Origin of the sequence: Halopolyspora algeriensis (genome assembly GCF_003337235.1) — a bacterium.
GTDB classification, from domain to species: Bacteria; Actinomycetota; Actinomycetes; order Mycobacteriales; family Pseudonocardiaceae; genus Haloactinomyces; species Haloactinomyces algeriensis.
Map to the genome: position 1 here is coordinate 20780 of NZ_QPJC01000015.1, position 25208 is coordinate 45987.

At 66.9% G+C, this 25208-nt stretch carries 18 protein-coding genes; 6 read left to right on the forward strand and 12 right to left on the reverse strand.

Translation table 11 applies throughout. The features are described 5' to 3' along the window. Positions 1-41: 41 nt before the first annotated feature. The 5 genes from DFQ14_RS18880 to DFQ14_RS18900 form a co-directional block, all read right to left on the reverse strand. The gene (locus DFQ14_RS18880; protein ID WP_114454664.1) at positions 42-566 is read right to left on the reverse strand and encodes a hypothetical protein; all 525 of its coding nucleotides are present in this window, start codon (positions 564-566) and stop codon (positions 42-44) included. Positions 567-759: 193 nt separating this feature from the next. Continuing rightward, complete coding sequence (gene mimD, locus DFQ14_RS18885; RefSeq protein ID WP_114454665.1) at positions 760-1110, reverse strand: propane 2-monooxygenase effector subunit MimD; 351 nt, start codon at positions 1108-1110, stop codon at positions 760-762. Beyond that, positions 1107-2213 carry an aromatic/alkene monooxygenase hydroxylase subunit beta gene (locus DFQ14_RS18890; RefSeq protein WP_114454666.1) on the reverse strand — a complete coding sequence of 369 codons (1107 nt, stop codon included), beginning with the start codon at positions 2211-2213 and terminating at the stop codon, positions 1107-1109. Before DFQ14_RS18890 ends, mimD begins: the two co-directional genes overlap by 4 nt. A gap of 92 nt (positions 2214-2305) precedes the next feature. Further along, positions 2306-3361 carry an FAD-binding oxidoreductase gene (locus DFQ14_RS18895; RefSeq protein ID WP_114454667.1) on the reverse strand — a complete coding sequence of 352 codons (1056 nt, stop codon included), beginning with the start codon at positions 3359-3361 and terminating at the stop codon, positions 2306-2308. A 140-nt stretch (positions 3362-3501) separates the two neighbouring features. Continuing rightward, positions 3502-5136 carry a ferritin family protein gene (locus DFQ14_RS18900; protein WP_114454668.1) on the reverse strand — a complete coding sequence of 545 codons (1635 nt, stop codon included), beginning with the start codon at positions 5134-5136 and terminating at the stop codon, positions 3502-3504. Between the two features lie 194 nt (positions 5137-5330). On the opposite strand from DFQ14_RS18900, the gene DFQ14_RS18905 reads away from it, so the two are divergent. Beyond that, positions 5331-7157 (forward strand): sigma-54-dependent Fis family transcriptional regulator, encoded by a 1827-nt coding sequence (locus tag DFQ14_RS18905; RefSeq protein ID WP_114454669.1) that lies wholly within the window; start codon positions 5331-5333, stop codon positions 7155-7157. A gap of 163 nt (positions 7158-7320) precedes the next feature. Here DFQ14_RS18905 and DFQ14_RS18910 read toward each other — a convergent pair whose 3' ends face one another. Then, positions 7321-7923 (reverse strand): QsdR family transcriptional regulator, encoded by a 603-nt coding sequence (locus tag DFQ14_RS18910; RefSeq protein WP_114454670.1) that lies wholly within the window; start codon positions 7921-7923, stop codon positions 7321-7323. Positions 7924-8061: 138 nt separating this feature from the next. On the opposite strand from DFQ14_RS18910, the gene DFQ14_RS18915 reads away from it, so the two are divergent. After that, a complete protein-coding gene (locus DFQ14_RS18915) occupies positions 8062-9033 on the forward strand; it encodes a phosphotriesterase family protein (protein WP_114454671.1) in 972 nt (323 codons plus the stop codon). Between the two features lie 20 nt (positions 9034-9053). Continuing rightward, positions 9054-10706: an AMP-binding protein gene (locus tag DFQ14_RS18920; protein ID WP_114454672.1), complete on the forward strand. Its 1653-nt coding sequence runs from the start codon at positions 9054-9056 to the stop codon at positions 10704-10706. 164 nt (positions 10707-10870) lie between these two features. Here the strand turns inward: DFQ14_RS18920 and DFQ14_RS18925 are convergent, their stop codons facing one another. The 6 genes from DFQ14_RS18925 to DFQ14_RS18955 form a co-directional block, all read right to left on the reverse strand. Then, positions 10871-12385, reverse strand: a complete 1515-nt coding sequence (locus DFQ14_RS18925) for an acyl-CoA synthetase (protein ID WP_114454673.1) — start codon at positions 12383-12385, stop codon at positions 10871-10873. Between the two features lie 171 nt (positions 12386-12556). Continuing rightward, positions 12557-13003 carry a hypothetical protein gene (locus DFQ14_RS18930; protein WP_114454674.1) on the reverse strand — a complete coding sequence of 149 codons (447 nt, stop codon included), beginning with the start codon at positions 13001-13003 and terminating at the stop codon, positions 12557-12559. Positions 13004-13211: 208 nt separating this feature from the next. Then, positions 13212-14456, reverse strand: coding sequence for a TIGR02679 family protein (locus DFQ14_RS18940; protein WP_246195646.1), 1245 nt, complete (start codon positions 14454-14456; stop codon positions 13212-13214). Further along, positions 14429-18412, reverse strand: a complete 3984-nt coding sequence (locus DFQ14_RS18945) for a TIGR02680 family protein (RefSeq protein ID WP_114454676.1) — start codon at positions 18410-18412, stop codon at positions 14429-14431. The genes DFQ14_RS18940 and DFQ14_RS18945 overlap by 28 nt, the downstream gene beginning before the upstream one ends. Next, positions 18409-19620: a TIGR02678 family protein gene (locus DFQ14_RS18950; RefSeq protein ID WP_114454677.1), complete on the reverse strand. Its 1212-nt coding sequence runs from the start codon at positions 19618-19620 to the stop codon at positions 18409-18411. Before DFQ14_RS18950 ends, DFQ14_RS18945 begins: the two co-directional genes overlap by 4 nt. Continuing rightward, positions 19617-21140: a TIGR02677 family protein gene (locus tag DFQ14_RS18955; protein WP_114454732.1), complete on the reverse strand. Its 1524-nt coding sequence runs from the start codon at positions 21138-21140 to the stop codon at positions 19617-19619. The genes DFQ14_RS18950 and DFQ14_RS18955 overlap by 4 nt, the downstream gene beginning before the upstream one ends. Before the next feature lie 291 nt (positions 21141-21431). Here DFQ14_RS18955 and DFQ14_RS18960 point away from each other — a divergent pair, with 291 nt between their 5' ends. From DFQ14_RS18960 to DFQ14_RS18970, 3 genes are all read left to right on the forward strand, one after another. Beyond that, complete coding sequence (locus DFQ14_RS18960; protein ID WP_114454678.1) at positions 21432-22397, forward strand: PDR/VanB family oxidoreductase; 966 nt, start codon at positions 21432-21434, stop codon at positions 22395-22397. A gap of 27 nt (positions 22398-22424) precedes the next feature. Further along, positions 22425-23630 carry a cytochrome P450 gene (locus tag DFQ14_RS18965; RefSeq protein WP_114454679.1) on the forward strand — a complete coding sequence of 402 codons (1206 nt, stop codon included), beginning with the start codon at positions 22425-22427 and terminating at the stop codon, positions 23628-23630. A 182-nt stretch (positions 23631-23812) separates the two neighbouring features. Further along, positions 23813-25177: an MFS transporter gene (locus DFQ14_RS18970; protein WP_246195645.1), complete on the forward strand. Its 1365-nt coding sequence runs from the start codon at positions 23813-23815 to the stop codon at positions 25175-25177. Positions 25178-25208 lie beyond the last annotated feature (31 nt).

Here is a 25208-nt window from a genome sequence, read left to right on the forward strand (position 1 = left end):
TCGTCGCGGCAGCAAGGAAGGAACGAGCTGTTCCGAGATTCTCAAGCGGCCTCGAGTGGGTTCGTCTCCGGCCGGATCCGCGCTCGGATGATCACTCGGACTTTGTCGGGTCGGTCCTCGGTAGCCCGGAATTGTGCACAAAACTGCTGCCGAAGGCCGTCGATCATCCACCCGTCCCGGCGTGGTTCCGTCAACGCACTTTCGACACAGGTGGAATGTTGAGAAAGCAGCTCCGGACCCAGGGGGTATTCGAAAGACGTTTTCCTCGCGTGGTTCGGGTCCGCTGCCGACCACGCCGGCCAGCTCGGCTTCGCATACAGTTCGACCGTGCTCAACGACGGTACGTTGCGGATCGACTTCTCGAGCTCGGCAAGCAGTTCACCGCCGCCGGGAACCCAGCACAGAGCGGTGGGCACACGCAGCAGTACCCGCATCACCGCGCCGTTGGTCGACACCGCGGTGACGAGTCCCAACTCGGTCAGGGTATGTTCCTCACCCGGTGGGCGGATCCCGTCGAGTACCTCCCAGACCTCGTCCAGGAGAGGGGTATGGACCCGGGTTTCCATTCTGCACAGCGCTCCTCTCGTGAAACGGCGACCACCTCGTCCGGGTGCTTGTGTTCTTCCGAAGCCGAGTGATCCGCCGAGCAGCGCACCTCACAACATCGGCACCGGTGAATCCGGCTGTGTTCCGACGCCGGGGCGCGGGACAGCGAACAGACCCGCGCCCCGACGTCCACCCCCAGCCGAATGGTCCGCTCTATCTGATCGGCTTCAGATCGAAGTCGATGTATTCCGCAGCATCCTCGGGTCTGGCGAACAGCACGGTCTTGTCATCCAGATGCACCATACGTCCGTAGTGCGTGGACATGATCTCCTCGAAATCGGACTGATCGAAATCGAATCCGAGCTCTTCGGTGATCTCCGCGAAATCGAAGACGAGCTTCCCGCGGCCGTCGACCCGAATCATGGACGGGAGGTGATCCACCTCCACACCGTCCTTGGCGGCCATGATCTCGGCGACGACGTGCCCGTTCTGATTGTTCATCAAAGTCACACCGCACAGCTCCGATGCGGTCTCGTTGGCCGTAAAATTCTCTCTCGTGCTCACTTCGCCATCTCCTTCGGCTCCTCGAGGTCGAACTCGGCCAGCACGCTCCGGAACCCGTCCACAGCGGCACTCCACGAGTCGTTGAACATGACCACTTTTTCCTGCGGTTGTGACCAGATCGGCTGCAGCTCGTGCGCGGCCCTGCTGCATCGCGGTGCCCACTTGTTCACCCACTCCTGCAGCAATCGCTTGTTCGCGGTGGAGTGCTCCAGATCACCGGTGAGCATGGTGAACAGTTCGCGCGTGTACCTCAGGTCGCGCTCGTAATCGTTCTCGCCGGTCCCGATCAACGTGGGAGTCACGTAGTCCCCGTTCCGGGCGGCGATCTGCATCACCAGGTAGCTGCGGAACAGCACGCCCACCAGCGACTCGAAGACGATGTTGGTGGCGAACAGTGCCTCCGCCCAGTCCTCGACCGCCGTCAGGTTCTCGACGACCTCGCGAACGGGCTGCCACACCGGGTCGGAGTGCCAGACATCGCGGTGCATGCTGCCGTCGAAGTTCTCGATCGACTCGCCGAGGTCCAGGTTGTACAGGGCGAGGTCCTGCGCGAACCGCATCTTGTGCGCACTGTTCACGGCGATCGCAGTATTGATCATGTTCGTGGGGCCGGAGCGCTGAGCGGCGACGAACACATGCATGCCCAGCCCGTTCTCCGCATGCATCCAGGCGCCGACATGTCTTTCCACGAACTGGGTCCACCCGCGCGACCAGCCACTGTAGGCACCGGCCTTCTTCGCGTTCTCCAGGTTCTGCTGGATCTGCCGTACCACATTGGAATTGTTGTGGTAGATCGTCTTTTCCCATTCCTCGTTGGGATCCCGGAACCGGTGCCAGTCGGTCGATTTCAGGCCCGTCCAGTCCACCGGATAACCGCCGGGTCCGTTCTGGAACGCATAGATCCACCCCTGACTGAGGTAGCGGTCCGTGTCCGGCTGGACATCAACGGTGACATCCTCGTAGATCGTGGCCCGCTTCTTCTTCGGGCTGAAATAGTTGAAACTTCGGCTCTCGGAGCTCGGGAAGGTCACCGCACCGGCTTCGGCGTCGGTGAATTCCGGTTTCGGGAAGCTCCGTTGCTTACTCGTGTCCTGCGTGACCATAGAAATCGTTCCTCGCCATCCTGGGGACAACGGCATTGCTTCGGACGGGTGCTCGGACCGCCGGTGCCGGCCCGTTGCGACCATTTCCGGTCTCAGTCCGCTTGGGCGGAGACCGTGAACTTGTCGTAGAAGATCTGTTCCTGCGGGACCGAACGGGCCACCAGCATCTCCAATCCGGCATCGATCATCGGAGGGGGACCGCACATGTAGACATCGGCTTCGGACAACTTCGACTCACGATCGTCCACGATGTCGGTCACCATACCGATGGCTCCGTCGAATCCGATTTCCTTCCAGTTCGCCTCGTCACTGTCGGACAGGCAGGGTACGAACCGGAAATTCGGGATCCGCACGCCGATATCTCTGATCTCGTCGAGCAGAAACAGGTCATCCGGCGTGCGGGCTCCGTAGTAGAAGACCACTTCCCGATCGAAATCCCCCTTCGCAGCGATCTGCCGCAGCACCGACAGGATGGGAGCCATCCCCGCACCGCCGCCGATGAACACCACCCTGCGGTCGGAGCCGGCCCGCAGGGTGAAGGTTCCGTACGGCCCGGTCGTGGTGAGTGCGTCACCCACCGACAGCCCTTCCTCCAGCAGGCCGGAGAACTTGCCTCCCGGGTAGCGCTTGATGAGGAACTCCAGCTTCCCGTCCTGGCCCTGCGGCAGGTTCGCCATGGAAAACGACCGGTGTTCGTCACTGCCCGGTATGGTGATGTCGAGATATTGACCGGGGTGGAACCTGAACGCATCGGGCCCCTCGACGACCAACCGCAGCAGCGTGATGTCGTGGGTGAGCTGTTCCATGGCCTCGACTCGCGTCGGTACCGTGACCACCGGCAGCCCGGCCCGGATCATGTCCTCGTCGTAGTTGATCAGCTCGATGTCCAGATCGCTGTAGGCGTGTGCCCGGCACAGCAGGACATACCCCTCGTCGCTTTCGTAGTCGGCGAGCGCGAAGGTCGAGTAACGATCCATCTGCAGGTCGCCGTCGAGCAAAAACGACTTGCAGGACGAGCACTGCCCTTCCTTGCAGCCGTGCAGGGGCATCACGCCCTGCCGGAACGCGGCATCGAGCACGGTCTCGTCCTCGTTCGCCTCGATCTCGATGTCGACCGGGTCGAAACGAACGCGGTGAGTCTGGCTCATGATCTCACTTCCTTTCGGCGCACGGTGCGCGTCGACCTCGGTCGGCCGGGGTGGTATCGGGTGGCGGCGCCCGGTCCCGTGCGGGCACCGCCACCCGAGTCACCGACCGCACAGCGGTGTCGACCGCGCTCGCCCGCCGATCACGGGGTCACGTTCGGGTTCGCCCGGTAGGCCGCGATGTGTTGCTCGCGCTCCTCGTCGGACATCTCGTTGAGCGTGATGTTCGGGCTGGCGAAGGGAATGCCCCGGATGTCGTCCAAGGTCCACAGCTTTTTCTCGTCGTCGAGATCGAGATGCGGCTGCGGGATCAAGGTCTTGCCGTCGTCTCGGACATACTGAAGATCCTGGAGCACGTCGGCGAGATCCCAGTTGTGATAGAGCGTCTCCCACTCCCGAGTGCCGGTCAGCCGGCCCATGTTCGGTGTCTCACGACCCTCGTAAGTGGGACGGAAGGCGACCGCATCCGTCCAGTAACAGGTCTCCGAGCAGTACGTCTTCCATCGACCGTCCACCTTCTCCACGACCATGTCCTCGCGGATCAGGCACGGCACCATGCACGACCAGCACCGGTGCGGGTACTCGTAGCCCACGTCCTCGAACGCGATGGGTTTGTTCCTCCCCGGATAGCGCAGCCGGTTGTAGGCCTCCCACCACCTGCCGAACTGGTTGTACCAGCCGGGGTACTTCTCCTCGAACCACTCGAAATCCTCATCGGTCATCGGGTCGATGCGCCAGAAGTTCACCGGCCATCCGGTGGCGAAGAACTGCGCCACCCGGTGCACGTAGAACTTGTTGACGATCCGGTTCCACGACTCCTCGACGAGGTCGTGCGGGATCTCCAGGCCGTACTTCTCCAGCGGGAGGAGGTAGCTGCGGTAGTAATCGTCGTAGATCCACCGCCGCCACATCTCGGCGTAGCTGTCACGGTCCTTGCGGCGGTCCTTCGTGCCGTACTCGATGAAAGTCCCGATCGCCGCGTCGACCACGCAATGGTTGTTCCACCAGGCATGCCGCAGGTCGCGTTCGAGCAGCTTGCGGTTGTCCTCGTCGGCCAGAGCCATCAGCAGGATCGAATACCCGTTGCTGATGTGCCGCGACTCGTCGGACTGCACCGAGTGGAACACCGTCGGCAACAGGTAGTCCCCGTTGGCCGCGGCCTCTCCCGGCATGGCCACGAACAGGGTGTTCGTGAACGCCGTCTCGGCGACCACCGTCAGGTAGACGTTCGCCGCGGTGACCGCATCGCCGGTGATGAAGCTCTCTCCGAACTGACGACCGATCGTGCCCGAGTAGCTGTTCGCCCATGCCTGCTCGGTCATGTCGAACCCGGCCGGGTCGATGTAGTGGTTCATGTACAGGCGCTTGAGGTTCATCTGGATCGTCGAGTGGCGAACCTCGTCGATCATCTGCACCGCGAGCCCGTTGTGGATCTCCGGATTCGGTACCGCGTCGATGGCCATCGGCATCGCCCGCGCCGCCGAGATCTCCGGGAACGGGATGATCGACAGGAACAGCTTCTGCCACTCCATCCAGCGTTCCTGCACCTGCCGGAACATGTTGCCGCGGATCGCGCCGTCCATCGCGCCGTAGACGCGATCGTCCTTCTCCTCCTCCATCGGGAAGTAGGAGCGCATGATCTGCTTGAGCGGATCCTTCTTCGGCGACTTCTCGAACTTGTAGTCGGTACCGAACCGCTGCGCCGGCGTGGCGAACGACGGCTCCCACGACAGCTCCGTGATCTTCTGGTGAGCTTTGCTCAGACTCTGTCGGCTCACGCTGGTGCCTCCTGCATGTGACGTGATCCCGGCAAGGTCGTCGCGGTTCCGGGATGACTCGAATCACACACCACGGATTCGCCGGTGTTCATCTCAATATGAGACACTCCTGCCGGTACTTGCGTGCTGTGTCATGGTGAAGACCAGGCGGACGACGAGCTCGAACCGAGCAGCCGTCCCGAGGAGGCTTCACGATGACTCGCCGATCCCAGCACGAATTCCCGCAGCAGCACCGTGCACACACCGGGTCGAACAGTGACCTGGCGCTGGCACGCGAGAAGTTCCTCACCACGGACGATCCCGCCCCGGACGTGGTCAGACCGACCATCTTGGCCTCATGGCAACGATCAGCAGCATGGAAAGTCACGACGGACCGGCTGGCGGCCCCGTACCAGGCGGATCTCGACACCGAGCAACGCCTCGTGTACGCCTCGACCTCGGTGCTTGATCGATTGCGAGCAGAACTCGCCGATCAGCCGGTCAGCGTCGTCCTGACCAACGCCAAGGGCTACGTACTCGATCGACGGACCGGCAAATCCGGTCTCGAACGCCACCTCGACACGGTCCGGCTGGCCCCGGGCTTCAGCTACGCCGAGCAATTCGTCGGCACCAACGGCATCGGGACCGCGCTGGAATCCGGACAAGCCACATACGTTTACCAGCGAGAGCACTACACCGAGCAGCTCGGCGAGCTGGCCTGTGCCGGGGTGCCGGTGTACAGTCCGACGACACGGCAGGTGGAAGGCCTCCTGGACATCACCTGCTGGGCAGAGGATGCCAACCCGCTGCTCATGGCGATCGCACGCAGCGCCGCACAGAGCATCGAAGCAGCCCTGCTCACGCACGCTCGCGGCAGCGAGATCACTCTGCTCAACGAGTACCTGCACGCCTCGCGACGCTGCCTCGATCCTGTTCTGGCCTTCAACACCGATATCTTCATGCTCAACGACAAAGCCAGGCAGCTGCTCGACTCACAGGACCAGGCCGCCGTGAGTGAGCATCTCCGCGACGGGGTCGGCACGTCCGAACGCGCTCCCCGCGAGATCGACCTCCCCAGCGGTGCACACTGCCGTGTCTACTCCAAGCAGGTGCTCCACGGACACCAGTACGCGGGCACACTCGCTCGCCTCCAGTTCACCGAACCCGAGCAGCACTTCGATGTGCCCGCGCTCGCCAACTCCCCGACCTTGCCCGGAATCGCCGGGTCCGGCCCACTGTGGAAGCAATCCTGCCGCTTGCTGGACCGCGATTTCCGTGAAAGGAATTGGACGATCGTGGAAGGGGAGCCCGGCGTCGGCAAGCTCGCACTGATCCAGGCCGTTCACCTGCACCACACCCCGGACACGCACATACGAATCTTCGACGCGGCCGAGGCCACCTCGAGCCGGAACTGGATACAGGACGTACAACGCGAACTCGAAATCCGAGACGGCACCATCGTGTTCGCCCATCTCGACCAGCTCGGTTCCAAGGCGGCCAAGCGCTTGAGCACCGTACTGCGCAAGCATGCCGGCGACGACTCCAACACGTGGATCACAGCGACACTGAGCAAGGAAGCCAAGCGGTCCTCGGCCCTCAATGATCTTCTCACCGTCTTTTCGTGCTCCGTGGAAGTGCCTCCGCTGCGGCACCACATCGAAGATGTCGAGGAAATCGCGCCGCTGATGCTGCAGCAAGTCACCAAGCGATCCGACATACAATTCTCGTCGACGGCGATGCGTCGATTACTGCGGAAGAGCTGGCCCGGAAATGTCGCCGAGCTACGCCAAGTCGTGCACCTGGCGACCAAACGGACCAGAGCGGGTACCATCACCCTCGACGATCTCCCGCCGGAATGCCACAGCCAGAACCGCAGGGTTCTCAGCCCCATCGAGTCCATGGAACGCGACACCATCGTCCGGGCTCTCACCGAATCCGACGGCAATCGCACTCGGGCAGCACGCAGCCTCGGCCTCTCACGAGCCACGATCTACCGCAAGATCAACGAGTACGGTATCGACCCCACTACGGGTGCACACTGACCACGACCCGACGACGGCATCGGCCGGTGGTAGAATCCCCCTTCCGAGGACCGAACACGGCACATCGACCACATCGGTAGCCGCGTTCCCTCCCCTCACCCGGAATCGGTCCGTCCGGTTCCCTGCTCGCCACAGCACCGAACTCGATCACCGCTGCCCGCCTTCACACTTCCGGGATGTCGTCGCGGCACGACCCGCCCGGGCCGGTGCGCAGCAGCACAGCGACCACGGCGATCGCGGTGTCGATCTCCGGCTCCGCCCCGCCGAGCAGGTGGGCGTAGAGATGCGAGTCGCAGATGCGCACGATCGCTTCGGCCAGTGTCGCCGCAGGCAGGGGCAGAGCCAGCCGACCTGCGACCGATTCGGCCTCCAGCAGCTCGGCGATGAGGCCACTCGCCCGCCGCTCGATGGCGCCCGGCGTGGTGGCCAACCGGATGAACAACAGCGGTTCTCGCTGCGTCAGCGCCTGGAGCGGCTCGGAATCCGCGACGGCGCGCATGAACTTCTCGAGGGTGTCGAGCACGAGCTCACCCCCGGCGCCGGTGGCGTCCCCGGCAGCCGTGCGGAAAGTGCGTTCGGTGGCCTCGGCCAGGATCAGCGCCAGCAACTCCTCCCGGTTTCCGACCCAGCGGTAGAGCGTGGCGCGGCCGATCCCGAGGTCGAAAGCCAATGCGGACAGATCCAGCGTCCGACCCCGCAAGTACCACTCGGTCGCGGCATCGATCGCCTCCCGGGGACCGATCCCGCCCCGCCTGGTCTCCGACATCGGTGCGCACCTTCTCACGAGCTCGCTCGGCGTGTCCCCCGCCACGGTTCCGACAGCAGAAGCAGAGGACCGTACCTTGACCCACGGTCGGCACGTGAGACAAACTTCGGATCCGTCTCACATGTGAGGAGGGCCACTATGGCATCGGTGTCCACCGTGCGCGGTCCGATCAATTCGGCGGACTTGGGAAGCACGTTGATGCACGAGCACGTGTTCGTGCTCAGCGAGGAAATCCGGCAGAATTTCCCGGAACAGTGGGGCGACGAGGAACAGCGCGTGGCCGACGCGGTCGCCAAGCTGGGCGAGTTGAAAAGCGTCGGCGTCGACACCATCGTGGACCCGACCGTGATCGGGCTCGGCCGCTACATCCCGCGGATCCAGCGGATCAACGAGCAGGTCGACATCAACATCATCCCCGCCACCGGCATCTACACCTACAACGACGTGCCCTTCCAGTTCCACTTCCAGGGTCCGGGGCAGCTGTTCGACATGCCGGAACCCATGGTCGAGATGTTCGTCAAGGACCTCACCGAGGGCATCGCCGACACCGGCGTGAAGGCGGCCTTCCTCAAGTGCGCCATCGAGGCCGATGGCATGACCCCCGGTGTCGAGCGGGTCATGCGCGCCGTCGCGGCAGCACACCGGCGCACCGGCGCACCCATCACGATCCACACGAACGTGCACAACCAGTCCGGGTTGCTGGCGCTCAAACTCCTGCAGGAGGAAGAGGTCGACCTGACCAAGGTCGTCATGGGCCACTCGGGCGACAGCACCGACCTCGACTACCTCACCCGCCTCGCCGACGCCGGTTGCCTGCTGGGCATGGACCGGTTCGGGCTCGACGTGCTGCTGCCCTTCGAACAGCGTGTCGACACGGTCGCGCACCTGGCACAGCGCGGATATACCGACAAAATCGTGCTCTCCCACGACACCTCGTGCTTCATCGACTGGTTCCCCGAGCAGCAGCGTGCCGAGGCAGCGCCGAACTGGCACTACCGGCACATCAGCGACGACGTGCTTCCCGCCCTGCGCGAGCGCGGTGTCTCCGACGAGCAGATCACCACGATGCTCGTGGGCAACCCGCGCCGCTACTTCGAGACCGCGTCCTGATCGGCACAAGCGAGGCAGACGTGAGCAGCTACGACACCCGCCCCTGGCTGTCGCTCTACGACTCCGACATCCCGGCCGACATCGCCCCCGAGCACGACACCGCCCTGGAGATGTTTCGCGGCGCGCTGCGGCGCTCGCCGAACGCGCCGGTGGTCAAGTACTTCGACGGCACCATCACGATGACCGAGCTCGACCGGCTCTCCGACGCGTTCGCCGCCGGCCTGGCCGAACAGGGCTTTCACCAGTCCGATCGGTTGGCTCTGTTCCTGCAGAACGTGCCGCAGTTCATGATCGCCACTGTCGGTACCTGGAAGGCAGGCGGGGTCGTCGTCCCGGTCAATCCCATGTACCGCGAGCGGGAACTGCACACGATCCTGCTGGACAGCGGCGCCAAGGGCATCGTGTGCCCGGAACACAACGCGGACGTCATCGCGGCAAGCCGAGAGAAAACCTCGGTGGCCTTCGTGATGACCACCTCCGAGCTGGAGTACCAGACCCGCCACGACCCGCGCCTGTTCGACGGCGTGGAACGCAGCCGGCCGGCGGGAACGCTGGACATGGCCGAGGTGCTTTCCCGGCATGAGGGCAAAGTCCCTCCGGATCCGGACCTGGGTGCCGACGACATCGCCTTCCTGCCCTACACCTCGGGCACGACCGGGCCCCCGAAAGGATCGATGAACACCCACGCCAACGTGGTGTTCAACGCCCAGGTGTACCGGGACTGGATGCGCATCGGCCCCGGCGACGGGATCTTCGGAGTGGCGCCGCTGTTCCACATCACCGGCCTCATCGGGCACGTGGCACTCGCCCTGCTCTGCCCGGCACCTTTGATCCTGACCCACCGGTTCGAACCCACCGTCGCCGCCGAGGCGGTGCGCGAACACCGGGCGACGTTCACCATCGGCGCGATCACCGTGTTCATCGCCTGGACCAACACCACCACCGTCACACGGGAACACCTGGCCTGCCTGCGTTCGGTCTACTCGGGCGGGGCACCCCTGCCGCGCGCGGCGATCGAGGCATTCCGGGAGAAGTTCGGCCACTACATCCGCAACGGATACGGCCTCACCGAAACCAACAGCCCGTCCCACGCCGTACCGTCCGGCCGACACGCTCCCGTCGATCCCGATTCCGGGGCCGTCTCCGTCGGTGTGCCCGTCCCCAACACGATCGTGCGCATCGTCGACGACAGCGACGCCGACGTCGCCGTCGGGCAGGTCGGCGAGATCGTCACCGAGGGACCGCAGGTCGCCGCCGGCTACTGGGACAAGCCCGACGAGACCGCACGCGCGATGCCGGGCGGACGATTCCACACCGGCGACGTCGGCTTCATGGACGAGCACGGCTGGTTCTACATCGTCGACCGCAAGAAAGACCAGATCAACGCCGCCGGCTACAAGGTGTGGCCCCGCGAAGTGGAAGACGTCCTCTACGAGCACCCGGCCGTGCGCGAGGCCGCCGTGATCGGTGTCCCCGATGCCTACCGCGGGGAGACCGTCAAGGCGTTCGTCAGCCTCAAGGCAGGCTCCTCGAGCACCGAGGAGGAACTCATCGCGCTGTGCAAGGAGAAACTGGCCGCCTACAAGTACCCGCGTCTGGTGGAGCTCCTCGACGAGCTCCCCAAAACCGTCACCGGCAAGATCCTGCGCCGCGAACTGCGCCGACCGTCCTGAACGGACACCCGGTGGCCGGCCCTTCCATCGGGGTGGTCGGGGACCGGCTCGGCCCCCGACCATCCCGGACATCGTCGGATCCCGCCTCCGGCTCGGTGACCGCGATCGAGCAGACCGCCTCCCCGTGCGAGTCCGGATCAGCGGGGGACGCTCTCCCCGCCGTATCACCGGCGAAGCTCGGTTTTGAGGACCTTGCCGGTGGCGTTGCGCGGGAGCTCGTCGACGAACTCGACGTGGCGAGGGCATTTGAAGTGCGCGAGCCGTTCCCGGGCGAAGGCGATGAGCTCCTGCGCGTCGGTCTCGGCGCCCGCCTCGCAGGATACGACGGCGGCAACGCTCTCGCCCCACGTCTCGTCCGGCAGTCCGATCACCGCGGCCTCGCTCACCGCGGGATGCCGGGCCAGCACCTGCTCGACCTCGACGGGATAGACGTTCTCGCCCCCGCTGATGATCATGTCCTTCTTGCGGTCGACCAGCGTGATGAAACCGTCCTCGTCGACACGGCCCAGATCCCCCGTGTGAAACCAGCCTCCGCGAAACGCCTCGGCCGTGGCCTCGGGCAGCATCCAGTAGCCGGCGAAGATGTTGTCGCCGCGCAGCACGAGTTCGCCGACGACGCCCGGGGCGACGTCGCGATCGTCCTCATCGACGATGCGCGCCCCGACGTGGAACAACGGCCGGCCGATGGAACCGCTCTTTTCCTTGACGTGGTCTTTGTCCAACATGGACACCGCAGGCGCCGTCTCGGTCATGCCGAACCCTTCCTGGAACGGCACTCCCTTACTTTGGAAGAACTCGATCACGGGCAGCGGGCAGGGGGCACCACCGGAGACCGCCAGCTCCAATGAGGACAGATCATGGGAGTCGAAGTCGGGCACTCGCATCAGCGCCGCCCACATGGCCGGGACGAGGAACTGCACCGAGACCCGCTGAGCGGCCATCATCGCCAGCATCTCGGCCGGGTCGAATCGCGGAACCACCACGTTGGTGGCACCCACGTAGACGAACGGCAGGCTGTGCACACCGAGACCGCCGATGTGGAACATCGGGGCGGCCGTGATGGTGACGTCGTCCTCGCGCAGGCCACGGCCCATCATCGTCGCGTTGCGCGCGTTGGCGATCGTGTTCGCGTGGGTGAGCATCGCTCCTTTCGGGCGGCCCGTGGTGCCCGAGGTGTACATGATCGCGTGCACGTCGCTCGCGTCCACGTCCATCTCCAGCGTCCGGGTCTCGCCCGCTGCCACGACGTCCTCGTAGGCCGACTCGCCGGCGACGGGTGCTCCCCAGGCCAGCAGGGTGTGGCGTACCCGCACCCCCGGCTCGTCGAGCGCGGCACGTCCCGCGGCGGCAAGCGGCTCGTGCAGCACGAGGACGTCGGCCCCGGCATCGGCGAGAATGTAGCCGACCTCGGAGGAAGCGAGCCGCACGTTGATCGGAACGCAAATGGCCCCCAGCTTGGCGCAGGCGAAAAGCGTTTCCATGAACTCGCAGGAATTCAGCAACAGCATCCCGACCCGGTCGAACCGCCGCACGCCGAGATCGGCCAACCCGCGGGCCAGCGCATTGACACGCGCATCGAATTCACCGTAGGTGACGTGCCGATCCCCGGAAACCAGCGCTGGGCGCTCCCCCGACAGGAAGGCACGCCGCGTCAACCAGTACCCGATTCCATCGTCCATCAGCGCCTCCCGCTGTCGACGAGATCGTTCAGAAGAACACGGTAGACGCACACCTCCCGCACGACCAGACCTTCACTTCGGCGGTGGCAACTGCTACCGTGCCCGCCTCGGCGACAGCACTGCCGTGCGCAGCCGGCCGGCTCCACGGCGAGTGACGACGCGAGGTTCGGGTCAAGTGATTTTCCGGTAGATCAGCTCGAAGTCGGTCTCAAAGTGCGTGCCGTCTTCGGACTTCTCCCACTGGCCGGCGATCGTGTTGCCCTCGTCCTCGAACCTCGCGACGAAGCGCTGCGGAAACGGCAGGCCCTCGCGCCACAATCGCCATTCACCGCCGCCGAGGCTCATCTCGTAGACGCGGCACACGCCTCGATCGTCCGAGTGCAGCCGGTAGTAGGTCCCGTTCGCCGCATCGCACCCCATGATCGACACCCCGTTCGGCGCCTCCGGCATCTCCACCGTGGAGCGCTCGATCACGTGGGCGCCCGAATCGTGCCACTCGATGTCGGCCCACGCCTGCCCCGGCCACGGCTCACCCCCTGGAGGGATCGCCTCCAGTCTCCACTGCCCGATCAGCGGCTCGAACTCCTTCAGTGCCCGTTCCGCGGTGATGACACTCATCCGTCTCCCTCGCCCTCAAGCCGGTTCTCGCGGCAGGAGCGGTCGCTGTTCCTCCGCTCGAAAAGCATCGGACAGACCTTCTCCCCGGAGCAAGCCGGCTCCGCCCACGCCGCGATCCAAAACCGCGAGGTCTTCGGCAAAACCCTGCTCACGACCGCTGTCTGACTGCAGTGCTTCTCGTGAATGCCGAGGGACGCCATAGCGACCATCAGTACTCCTGACCGCGCCGGGGTCCCAGCTCGTTCAGGAGCCGCTGGGCGACCTGTTCCTCGGGCACGGAGATGCCGTGCCCGCGCATCGCGGCGGCAAGTTCGCCATCCCACGGTGCCTCGGTCACGCGTCCGACCGACGGCGCGGCACCGTCCGGCAGCGCTTCGAGGTAGTCGGCCGCCGACATCCGCCACGGCACGGCCCCGGCTTTGGCCAGCACGTGAGCGGCTATGCGCACTCCCTCACCGTCGAAGTCACCGTGGTAGTGCAGTGCCGTTCCCGTCTCGGCCAGGCCGCGCAGCAGCCGGATCGCGGCGCTGTTGGGCCAGCCCGAGGTGCAGATCATCGGCGGGCAGGCCGTGCCGAAGCGGCGCAGAGCCAGCGTCAGCACCGTCGGGTTCTCCACCACCCACACATCCGGCTCCGGCACCGCAACCGACTGCCGAAGCTGCGCCAGGGTCAGCGCGGCGGCCTCGCCGGATTCGGCGCACACCCGCAGCACCCGGCAGGCCACGCCGTCCCCTGACGGCCACAGCCCGGCCGCGAGCACACTCGCCGACAGTTCGTCCTCGGACACACCGGCCCGCTCCCACAGCGCACGCCGCTGCTCGGCCCCATCCGGTGGGGCGACCCCGTAGAGACAAGCCAGCGCGCGCAGCACGATGCCCGACCGGCGCGTTCCCCCGTCCAACGCGTGCGGATCACCAAGCGTCTCGGTGGCCAGGGCAGGCAGAGGGGTCCCCTCGGCGGGCAGACGTTCCAGCACTCGCAACGCCTCGGAGAGTACCGCCCGCGTAGCGGTGACCGAGCCGTCGAGCACCCCGTTACGCCGCATCTGCTCCACCCAGTCGTACAGCGCGGGCTGCGCAGTGACGACCTCGTGCTCGCCGAGCCACTCCCACAGGCGCTGCCGGGCCGCCCGCTCCCGGTCCCGGTCACCGGCCCGATCGGCGAGCGGACCGAGCAGTTCGGTCACGACCTCGGTCACCGAGCAGCCGCACGCATCGGCCACCACCGACTCCAGCCGGGACAGCGGCAGGCTGTGGTGGCGTTCCGGCAACCGGTCGAGCCCGAGCAGGTCGGCCAGAGCAAAACGTTGCTCGTCGTCCATCGGCCCCACCCGCAGGCGGGTCACCGCACGCCCGGAGGACAACCGCCGGTGCACCTCCCGCCACAGCGGTGCGAGTTCGGCCCGCCGCAGCTCCTCCGGCAGGGTCAACTCGCCCAGCCCTTCCCGGTCCACACAAACCGTGCGGTGGTCACCGCATCGTCGCCGTCTCCGGTCATGAGGGCGTGCACGGCGATCCCGTCGAGCTCACGGTAGGTGCACCACTCGTGATCGGAGGTCAGCATCAGGTCCAGTTCCAGAGAGGCCAACAGCCCGAAGACCTGGCCCCTGTTGGTGCCGTCAACCCCGACGAAGACCTCATCGAGCAGGATCAGCCGGGGTGCGTCGGGCACCGCCTGGTAGTGCGCGGCCACCGCCGCGAACAGCGGCAGATGTAGTGCGATGGCCTTCTCTCCTCCGGAGAGCGCGCCGTGCAGCTTCTTGGTCAGCTTCTGCCAGCCGGTGTCGGCCTCGCGTCCCCGGTTGATGTGCACGACGAAGCGGTGCCACTTGGTGTAGTCGAAAACCTGCCGGAGCTGCTCTTCCCAACTGGTAGCGGTGTTGCCGGTCTTGGCTTGTTCGATGCGCCCGCGCAGGAAGGTGTGCAGGGCTTCCTTGTCGGCCTCGTCGAGCCGCACGGGATCTTTCAACAGCAGGTCGCGTGCTTCCTTGGTGCCCGCCTCCAGGTCGGGAGCCAGCTCCCAGGCCAGGCTCACCGACATGCGCGAGGCCGTGCGCACCTGCCGCAGCCGCTCGTTCATGCCGTCGACGAGCTCGTTGGCCTGGCGGATCCGCTCGGCCAAGTGACGACGGGTGTTGCCGGTCAGGATCCGATCGAACAGCTTGCGCTCTTCGGCGGTGATGTTCTCGTGAGCGCGGTCGCGGTCGGCGGTGAGTGCCTCCAGGAGCCTGCCGGCCCCCAACCGCACCCCCTCAAGAGTCGCGACGAGAACCTGCACGTCCTCAGCGCTGTCGAGTTCCAGGTCGGCGCGTTCGGCGAGGGCCTGCCTGCAGGAGTGCACCGCCTCGCCGAGACGATCGCGGGCGGCGTTGATGTGCCGAGGTTCGTGCGGCACCTTCGGCCACCGGGTGGTGATGCTGCGTGCGGCCTCCAGGACCGCCCGATTGCTGCCGAGCTCGCCGAGTTCGATGCCCGCATCGGCCGGGAAATTGCCGTCTGCCAGCCAGCGGAGCCGTTCGGCGGCCTCGTCGCGGATGGTCATGGCGTTTCCGTGTGCCGTGCTGTCGGTGTGACGCTGGTGGTTCAGTGAGCCGATGCGTTCGGCCAGCTCCCGGAGCTGCCGAGCGCATCGTTCGGATTCGGCGCGGGCGGTGTGCAGGTGCTCTTCCAAGTCCTGCAACTGGGTGACGACCTGGCGGTGCTCGGCACCGACGGTGCTGTTGACGGCGTCGAACTTCTCCCGTAGTCCGTGCGCTTCCCGCTGGGCCGCCGCGGCGGCGTCGGCGCGCTGTTCAGCCAGCAGGCGGGAACGTTCGGCGATGTCGCGGGCTGTGGTGGCACTCTCCCGGGCAGTGGTGGCCTCGACGTGGGCGTCCACCCAGCGGTTGCCCTCCTCGTCGAGCACCGTGGTCCGCGCCTCCAGCTCCGCCAGGGCGTCTCGTTCGGTGGGCAGCGCGTTCTCCGAGGCGGCGAGGGCAAGCTCGTGGGCCGCTCTGCCGACCTCCTCGGTGCGGGTGGAAACGGCCGCAATCCCTCGGTCGACCACGTCGTTGCGGGCCGCCACGAGCGCTTCCGCGTTGTCCACGGCCTGTTTGGCCACCACCACCGCGGCATCGTCGGGCACCCGGTCGCGTTCCTCGTCGAGCCGCCGGCGCCGCTGTTCCAGCCGCCGAAGCTGCTCGTCCTGTTCGGACAGTTCGGCTTCGACGGCGGTAAGTCGCTCGATCAGCTCGGCGATGGAGCGTTCGCGGGCACGCTGCCGGGCCACCGTCCCGATGTGCTCGGCCGCCGGTTTGTCCCAGCTTCCGGTGAGCTCGGCCAGCCGCCATGTGCCGTCGGCACCGATCGCGGCCGAATGCTCGCCGGGCAGCGTCTCGCCGTAGACGATGTGACCGAGCACGTCGCGGACCCGATCAGCCGATACAGGCGACTCGGATTCCGGGCACAGCACCTCGGTCAGGTTGCGTTCCCATATGTCGTGGTCGGGGGCCGGGCGCAGGAACGTGTCGTGGCCGGGGATTTCCACCGCACCGTCCGGGTGCAGCCATGCGTCGAGCAGACCCGCGGCCTGCAGTGCCGCCTCGACCTTCGCCTGCACCGGTTCGGGCACGTCCTCGGTGAAGTCGACCAGTTGCCACAGTGGTCCGCCCCGCAGCGCGGCGCGGTCGGTCGTGCGGCTCCGCGGCGCCTCCGGCGGGAGGTCCACCGTGTCCCGCAGCTGCCGCAGTCGCGTCTCGAGCGCGGCCCGTTCCTCGTCCTTGCCGTGTCGGTGCGTGGTGACCTCGACGTGCCTGCCATCCAGAGCTCGGGCGGCCTGCCGGAACGGACCGTCGATGTGTTCGAGCACCGCGGCGCGGGACTCCGCCCGCGAGGCCAGTTCCTCGTGGTCGGTGATCTCCAGCTCCACCAGCTCCGAGGCCCACTGCCGCAGTCGCTGCTCCTGCTGCTCGACGGCCGCGTCGAAATCCCGCACCGCCCGCTCACGTTTCTCGGTGGCTTCGCCGAGCACGGACCTGGCCTGCTCCAGGTCCTGCTCGGCCTGCTCCCGCCGGTCCACGGCCGCGGAGTGCCGGTCGACGAACTCACACAACCGGACGATCTGGTCACGTCGGCTGCGCACCGCCGCCCGCAGCAACCGGCGTGCCTGCTGCGGATCCGTACCGATCACGGTGGCGATTTCGGTGCGGGTGCTGCTCATTCCCGCCTCGTCGGCCGAGCGCCGCGCCGCCGAGTCCGCCTCCCGCAGCCAGGCCTCGGCTGTGTGCGCCGCCTGCTCGGCGCTGCCTGCCCGTTCGGCGTCGACCTCGGCAGTGCGCTGCTGCTGCTCGGCCTGCTCCTGAGCATTCGCGGCGGCGCGTTCGGCCTCGGTGGCCTGCTGCTGCAGCTCGGCCAACCGGGGGCCTTCCCGATAGGCCTCGCTATCTTTGAGCCCCTCCATCCGCGCCTGGATGCCCTCGATGCGCTCGGCCAGTTCGGCGCTGCGCTGCTCGGTGGCCTGCTGCTCCTCGAGTGCCCGGCTGTGCTGCTGCTCGCTGTCGCGGGCGGCGGCAGCGGTCTTTTCCATTTCGTAGTGCGCCGTGGTCACATTCCCGGCCGCGGCCAGCAGGATTCGCTGCACGTAGGCTTGCTGCTTCTCGGCCATGAGTTTGGCCGCATCGACCTCGGCGTCGAGTCGGACGAGCTGTTCGCGCTGCCGGTCCAGCCGCTCGAATCCCTCGGCCAGATCGCTGATCTCGGCATCGCCCAGCGGTGGCAGGGCTCCCGACAGCAGTTTGGACAGCAACTCAGGGTCCAGGTGCTGGGAGAGCTTGGGGGTGCGCAACTGCAGCAGCGCGAACATCAACGAGTCGTAGCGTTGCTCGCTGAGCCCGCCGAACAGGGTTTCGCGCACGGCCGTGCGGTAGTCCGTGGCACTGGCGTGCACCTCGCCGTGCTCGCCGATGGCTTCGGCCAGTTCGGCGCGGGTCAGCGGCTTGTTGCCGGGGTCCAGCAGCAGTTCGTCCGGCCCCACGCGTTGGGAAGTGGTGAAATAGTCGACGGTGACGTTGGTGCTGTGTCTGCTCGCCTGCAGCCGCGCCCCGCAGGTGAAGGCCCCGGACTCGCAGGTGAACTCCAGCCACACATAGCCGACGCGGGTGACACCGCCTGCGCCTTCGCCCATGAGGTTCCAGTGCATCGTGCGTTCGGAACCGCCGAATGTGGACAGTCGCTGCGGACGCAGGCTCGCATCGAACAGGAACGGCAGCAGCAGCTCCAGGGCCTTGGACTTGCCGGTGCCGTTCGGGCCGCGCAGCAGCAGCCGCCCGTTGTGGAAGTCGAAGATCTCGCGGTAGTAGCGCCAGACGTTGAGGATGCCCGCGCGGGCGGGCTGCCAGCGTTTCGCCGGCCGGGGCAGTTCGGTGACAGTCACGCTGTGCCTCCGTCCGAGGTGTGCACCAGTGCGTAGCGGGCCGCCGCGGGTCGGGCGAGCACGAGTTCGCCGTCCCTGCGGATCAGGCCGAAGTCGAACAGCACGTCGAGCGCGTCGGCGACGAGCCGCTGCGTTCCCCCGTCCGATCGGTAGGTTTTGCCCCAGTTCGGCCATTCGCGCAGCAGCGACTCCGCGCGGGAGTGCAGTTGCTCCTCGGTCATGCCCGCCGAAGCGTTGAGGGAGTCCAGCAGGATCAGCGCGGCGACCTTGGCGTGCGCGGCATCGTCGGGGAACTTGCCGTCGGTGGCGATGGCGTCGGTGTCGACCAGCAGCACTCCCTCGGCTCGCTTCTCCAGGACGAACCCGGCCTGCTCGGCGGCCGAGCGCATGATCTGGCGGCCGGTCGGTGAGGCCAGATATCCACGCTGGGCCTCGGTGAGGTCGGCCCAGTACACCACGGGCTGTTCGACGAGTTTGCGCAGCACGGAGTACCGCAGCCACAGGTTGCGCTGGGTGTCGGATCGGTCCTCCGCCGTGCCGTAGCGCGGTTCGTGCCGCAGCCCGTCGAGGAGTTCGGCGAACCTGCCGGACTCGGGCGGGAGGTCAAGTTGGGACGGTCCGTGCGGCGCGGCCAGCAACCGCATCAGCAGCGTCGAATCGACCCGGTAGAGCACCTTCGCCTCGGCCGAGTCGACGAAACTGTCGGTGCTGCCGTCGACAGCACGCACCACACCGTAGGACTCCAGCAGGCGCAGCACGTCGACGTAGGCCATCCGTTCCGACCGGGCGGCGGTGTCGAACGCGGGCACCACCTGGTCGGCGGCGGTGGCCTGCACCACGCGATCGGCGAGCAGACCGATCGTGGTGCTCGGCCCGGCCATCAGCTCCGCGGCCACGACACACAGCAGCGTGTAGCGGCGACGGTCGAACGCCGCCCGTCCGGAACGCGGGCGGCGGGCCGGGCGGCTGCCGTCCACCTCGGCGTGGACCTTGATCAGTCGTGCGTAGCCGGCCCGGGGTTCCACGGCCAGTGTCCAACCGCAGTTGTAGTCGAACCAGCGCATCAGTGCGGTCTGTCTGCGGCAGACCAGCTCGAACAGGTCCGGGTCGGTGTCCGCGGTGATCAGCGGCCGGGCGAGCAGGTGCCGGATGCAGCGGGCGATGTCGGCCTGCTCGGCGGCGACGAGTTGGTTTCCGAGGTTGCTCATCCGGCGGCCTCCCCGGGGATGTCGGCCAACCACACCTCGACGAGGTAGTCCGGCCCGGTCAACCGGCCGTGCTGGGTGCACAGCTCGGCGCGCAGGCCATCGTCGGGGTCGCGCAGCAACACCTCCGCGCGCCCGTCGGCGGTGGTCCCGACCCGCCGGCCGTGCTCGTCGGCCGGTGCGGCCAGAGCCCGGCCGAGCAGGTCGAGCAGGTGCTCGAACACCGTGTGATCGAGCTCGGCGAACCGCGACAACCGCACCGGCCCGTCGGTGGCCAGCGCCGACCAGGTTTGCTCGAGCTGCGCGCGTTCGGCCCGGGCCCGTTCGGCGCGTTGCTGTTTCAACTCCGCCACGTCCCGGACCTTGCCGGTGCGGGTGAAGCGTTCGGTGCGTCCGCTTCTGCGCAGCAGGGCCGAGACTTCCACCGGCGGTGCCTGGGCCCACGGGGTCGAAGGGGCGACGAGTTCGGGATCGGGGTGGGCCAGATGCGCGTGCCGGGCGGAACCGAGCCCGAACGCCGCCGACCACAGCCGATGCAGATCCTCGTCGGAAGGGGCCACGCTGAACCAGCGTGCGAGTGTGCGGAAGTCGGCCGCGGCGCTGGAGGAGCGGCGCCGCGATTCCACGATGCGGTCCAGCACCTGCAGCAGCGTCACGATCGCGCGGCGTGCCACGGTGTGCAACTGCTCGGCGCGGGGTGTGCTGCCGTCGGCGGGCCAGAACCACGCACGCAACCCGTCCCAGCGTGCCCGACGATGCGCCAGCCACTGCTCCTCGGCGCCGTCCTCGGAGGTCGGGGGCAATTCTGCACCGGCCAGTGCCCTGTGGTGCATCGCCTCCACACCGTGCTGCTCGATCCGCCCCCCTGCGGTGGCGATGGCGTGGCAGCGCTGGTCGAGGTTGGTGACGAACTCCTGCAGGTAGGCCACGGTGGCGGATTTGACCTCGTGGAAGGTCGTCAGATCCGCGCCTTCGCCACGCAGCAGACGTTGCAGTTCGGCGTTGAACTGCTTGGTGTTGTTGCGCAGCGCCTCCAAGTGCCCTTCGAGTTCCTGCACGGTGCTGAAGATCCGCCGGTCCTGCGAGTCCGGAGTGGTCAGCAGCACGTACAGCTCGTCGAGCCGGTCGGCGATCGCGTCCAGCACGGCGGTCTGCAGCGCTCCGGTGGAGGCCAGCACCGACAGGGCGTGCTGCACCCCAGCGTAGGCGGCCTCGCCCTGTTTGGTCAGCGAATACTGCAGATTACGCCGCTCGTAGTCGGCGGCGGTGCGGTAGTTCTCGCCGTGGTTCTGGATGACATCCAGCAGTCCCCACCGTTCGAGCTGCCCGAGCGCGGCGGCCAGCTCCTCGTCGTCCAGCGCTTCCAGCCAGCCCACCGACCGCAGCCGGGCCCGCACCTCGTCGATGCCCAGGGCCGTTTCCAGACGCTCGTTGGCCTCGCCGAACCCGTGCAGGATCGCCGTGTACAGCTCGGCCTTGCTCGCCACGGCGAACTGGAACATCTCCGGCGGCACCCGCCGCATCATCACGCCCACCCCCAAGATCGGCGGCCTGATCCTACCGACGCAGGCACCACCGAAGGGAGAGTCCGATTCGTCCTTCCGGACCGCCGATGTGACTGGAGCGCACTCGGGGAGACCTTGCTGCCGCGGTGACCGTCCCCTCGTCACCGGCGAAGCACTCGCGAACACCGCCGGGTTTTTCACTGTACGGAAAGCGGGGGATGCGTGGGGCAGAACACTCCATAGTATGCCGTGACCAGCCCAACGGCACGGGCTTGATCAGGGACGATCACGCAAGGGAGCGCACGTCACATGAGCGTACTGAGGGCACGTACTCGCGACGTCGTCGTGGATCGCGTGGAGCGTATCGCCGAGGACGTCGTCTCGCTGGTCCTGGTGAATCAGGACGGGTCGCCGTTTCCCGCGTGGGAACCCGGCTCCCACGTGGATCTCCACCTGGGCGAGGAGCACGTCCGGCAGTACTCGTTGTGCTCGTCGCCCACCGACCTGTCCCACCTGCGCATCGCCGTGCTGAACGTGCCCGATTCCCGCGGCGGGTCCACATGGGTGCACGAGAACATTCGCCCCGGTGAGACCGTGTCGATCTCCGAGCCGCGCAACAACTTCCCGATCAAGGATTCTCGGAAGTATCTCTTCCTGGCCGGCGGTATCGGCATCACCCCGATCATCCCCATGATCGAATGGGCGCACGCGGCGGGCAAGGAATGGCAGCTGATCTACGGCGGTCGCTCCCGGGGCAGCATGGCTTTCGGCGACCGGTTGCGCGAGGAGTACGGCGATCGGGTGCAACTCGTGCCGGAAGACGAATCGGGCCGGATGGACCTGCAGGCCGTCCTGGGACTGCCCCGGGCGCACATGCTGGTCTACGCGTGCGGCCCGACCGGCATGCTGCGCACGGTCGAGGACCTGTGCATGGGCTGGCCCCCGGGATCGCTGCACACGGAGAAGTTCGCGGCGACCGCACTGGGAACGACCTCTGCGGCGGAACCGTTCGACGTCGACCTGGTCCGCAGCGGAAAAACCGTCCGAGTTCCCACTGATCGCACGATCCTCGATGCGGTCGAGGATGTCGGCGTCCGGGTTCTTTCCTCCTGCCGGCACGGTCTGTGCGGCACCTGCGAGACCACCGTCCTGGCCGGGGAACCGGAGCACCGTGACGCTGTCCTGCCGCAGGAGGACCGCGACAGCGGCGACATGATGATGATCTGCGTCTCCCGTGCCGCCGCGGGATGCCGGCGACTCGCCCTGGACCTCTGACGGATCGAGAGCACAAGGAGCCTGCTCATGACCCTCTCCCCCACTGCAGACGTCACCTCGCTCCCGGACGACCCGTTCTCGGTCGCCAACATCGTCGACCCGTATCCGATGCTGACGCGGCTCCGGGAGAACGGGCCCGTGACCTGGCTGGAGAAGTACGGCGTCTACGCCGTCGCGGGATTCGAGGAGGTCTACGAAGTCCTCACCGACTTCGAGACCTACTGCTCCTCCGGCGGGCTCGGGCCCCACGACATCCGCAAGGACGAAGCATGGCGCCCACCGAGCATCCTCGAGTCGGACCCGCCCACCCATACCGTCATGCGGCGTGCACTCACCGGAGTCATCAACCCCTCCACGGTGCGGGCCCTGCGGGAATCGTTCACGCCCCCGGCCGAGGAACTCGCCGACGAGCTCGTGGCCCGCGGGGAGTTCGACGTCGTCAAGGACCTGGCCGAGAAGTACCCGCTGCGGGTCTTCCCCGACGCCGTGGGCATCCCCGAAGACGGCCGCGAACACCTCCTGCCCTACGGGAACATGGTGTTCAACGCCTTCGGCCCGAAAAACGAGATCCGTGATCGAGCCTTCGCCAACGCCGACGAGCACAGCGCGGCGATCATGCGGAACTGCGCCCGGGAAAACCTCGACGACACCGGATTCGGGGCTCGCATCTGGGACCGGGTGCACGACGGGCTGCTCACTCCCGAGCAGGCCACGCTGCTCGTGCGGGCCCTGCTGTCCGCCGGCGTGGACACGACGGTCTTCGGTATCGGCAACACGCTCAAATGCCTCTCGCAGTCCCCGAAGGCGTGGGCGACGCTGCACGACAACCCGGCACTGGCCAAGTTCGCCGTCGACGAGGCCCTGCGCCTGGAATCCCCCTTCCAGAAGTTCCACCGGACCACCACGGCGGCCGGCACACTCGGCGGTGTCGACATCCCGGCGGAGGAGAAGATTCTCCTGTTCACCGGTGCCGCCAACCGCGATCCGCGCCAGTGGCCCGACAACGCCGATGTCTACGACATCGAGCGCCAGGCCTCCGGCCACGTCGCCTTCGGGATGGGGCTGCACCAGTGCGTCGGGCAACCCATCGCCCGCCTCGAGATGGAGCTGGTCCTGAAGGCACTGGCCACACGCGTGGAACGGATCGAACCCGCGGGTGAACCGGTGCCGATCGTGCACAACTCGCTGCGGGGATTCGAATCCGTCCCGGTCAAGGTCACACCCCGCTTCTGATCGGAACCTCCCCGCATCGCGGCACGTCATCCGGCGCGTTCGCTTCCACCCGAACGCGCCGCGCACCCGTCAAGCCGGGTCCACAGAGCCGTCGAGCGCCTCGGTGACCCACCGGTTCCGGCTCTTCTTCCCACCACCGGGGCAGTTCCCGCCTCGAATCGTTCCTCACTCTGGAGGGTTCAGTGACGAAACAGCTCTCCGCCGCACCGGCACCGCCGCCGATGCCGGACCGGACGGACCCCCGCTACTGGACACCCACGAAGCGCAACGCTTACGGGTGGCTGATGGCGATCATGCTGCTGGTCCTGATGATGATCAACTGGGCCGACAAGGCCATTCTCGGCATCGTCGCCGCTCCCCTGATGCGGGACCTGCAGATCACACCCGAACAGTTCGGACTGGTCGGCAGTGCGGTCTTCCTCCTGTTCGGTGTCGCCCAGTTCGTGGCCGCCCCGATCGCGAACCGGGTCCGCTCCAAGTGGATCCTGCTGGCCCTGTGCCTGATCTGGTCGGTGGCCCAGGTACCGATCTTCGTCTTCGCCTCGCTGCCCGCCCTGTGGTTCAGCCGCATCCTGCTGGGCGCCGGCGAAGGCCCGCTGGCGCCCATCCTGATGCATTCCATCTACAAGTGGTTTCCCCGGAAGAAGTCCGCGACCCCGGCGGCGGTCGGGGCTTCCGGAGTGACCCTGGGCATCGTCGTGTTCGCCCCCGTGCTGGCCTGGGTGGCCGCGGAGTACGGCTGGCAGGCGACCTTCGTCTTCCTCGCCCTCATCGGAGTCGTCTGGGCCGGGCTCTGGCTGGTGATGGCCAAAGAGGGGCCCTACACCTCGATGCAGGTCGAGCACGAAATCGAGGGCACGGCACCGCCTGCAGACGTTCCGGCCGCTGCTGTGGACCGGAAGGTGCCGTACCTGCGCTCCATCCTCACACCCTCGTGGGTGCTGGCCATGCTGTGCTCGTTCCTGGGCTATTGGACCTTCGCCATCGCCACGTCGTGGTTGCCCGCCTACTACGAGCAGGTCATGGGCTACAGCACGCAGCAAGCCGGTTCCGTGATCGCGCTGCCGGCCATCTGGGGAACGATCGCCACCATCGGGCTGAGCTGGATCACCCAGTTCCTCGACAACCGGGGGCTGAGGACGCGCTTCTCACGGGGGCTCGTCCTGTCCTCGGCCACCGTGTTCGCCGGTGCGTTCCTGCTGCTCGGTGTGCTCGTGACGAACGAGACCCTGCGCACCGTCGCCTTCGCCCTCGGATTCGGTACGGCCCCGGCACTGTTCGCCGTGACCTACCTCGTCGCCGCCGAGATGACCTCGATCGCGCAGCGTGGTGCGCTGCTGCAGGTGACCAACGCCCTGTTCACCAGTGGCGGCCTGTTCGCTCCCGCGGTCGCCGGGTTCCTGATCGGCTCGGCCGTGACCGAGGCGCAGGGCTTCGCCAACGCATTCCTGCTCACGGCCCTGCTCCTGCTGGCCGTGGGAGGGCTGTCGATGCTGCTCATCAACCAGCAACGGGACCGAGCCCGTCTGGGTCTCGACATCGGCTGATCCCCATCGGCGCTGGTCACCTGTGATTCAT

Excerpts from the sequence above, each read along its gene's own strand:
- DFQ14_RS18880 (WP_114454664.1), bottom strand. The coding sequence starts at position 566 with ATGGAAACCCGGGTCCATACCCCTCTCCTGGACGAGGTCTGGGAGGTA.
- DFQ14_RS18890 (WP_114454666.1), bottom strand. The coding sequence starts at position 2,213 with ATGGTCACGCAGGACACGAGTAAGCAACGGAGCTTCCCGAAACCGGAA.
- DFQ14_RS18895 (WP_114454667.1), bottom strand. The coding sequence starts at position 3,361 with ATGAGCCAGACTCACCGCGTTCGTTTCGACCCGGTCGACATCGAGATC.
- DFQ14_RS18905 (WP_114454669.1), top strand. The coding sequence starts at position 5,331 with ATGACTCGCCGATCCCAGCACGAATTCCCGCAGCAGCACCGTGCACAC.
- DFQ14_RS18910 (WP_114454670.1), bottom strand. The coding sequence starts at position 7,923 with ATGTCGGAGACCAGGCGGGGCGGGATCGGTCCCCGGGAGGCGATCGAT.
- DFQ14_RS18915 (WP_114454671.1), top strand. The coding sequence starts at position 8,062 with ATGGCATCGGTGTCCACCGTGCGCGGTCCGATCAATTCGGCGGACTTG.
- DFQ14_RS18925 (WP_114454673.1), bottom strand. The coding sequence starts at position 12,385 with ATGGACGATGGAATCGGGTACTGGTTGACGCGGCGTGCCTTCCTGTCG.
- DFQ14_RS18930 (WP_114454674.1), bottom strand. The coding sequence starts at position 13,003 with ATGAGTGTCATCACCGCGGAACGGGCACTGAAGGAGTTCGAGCCGCTG.
- DFQ14_RS18950 (WP_114454677.1), bottom strand. The coding sequence starts at position 19,620 with ATGAGCAACCTCGGAAACCAACTCGTCGCCGCCGAGCAGGCCGACATC.
- DFQ14_RS18955 (WP_114454732.1), bottom strand. The coding sequence starts at position 21,140 with ATGCGGCGGGTGCCGCCGGAGATGTTCCAGTTCGCCGTGGCGAGCAAG.
- DFQ14_RS18960 (WP_114454678.1), top strand. The coding sequence starts at position 21,432 with ATGAGCGTACTGAGGGCACGTACTCGCGACGTCGTCGTGGATCGCGTG.
- DFQ14_RS18965 (WP_114454679.1), top strand. The coding sequence starts at position 22,425 with ATGACCCTCTCCCCCACTGCAGACGTCACCTCGCTCCCGGACGACCCG.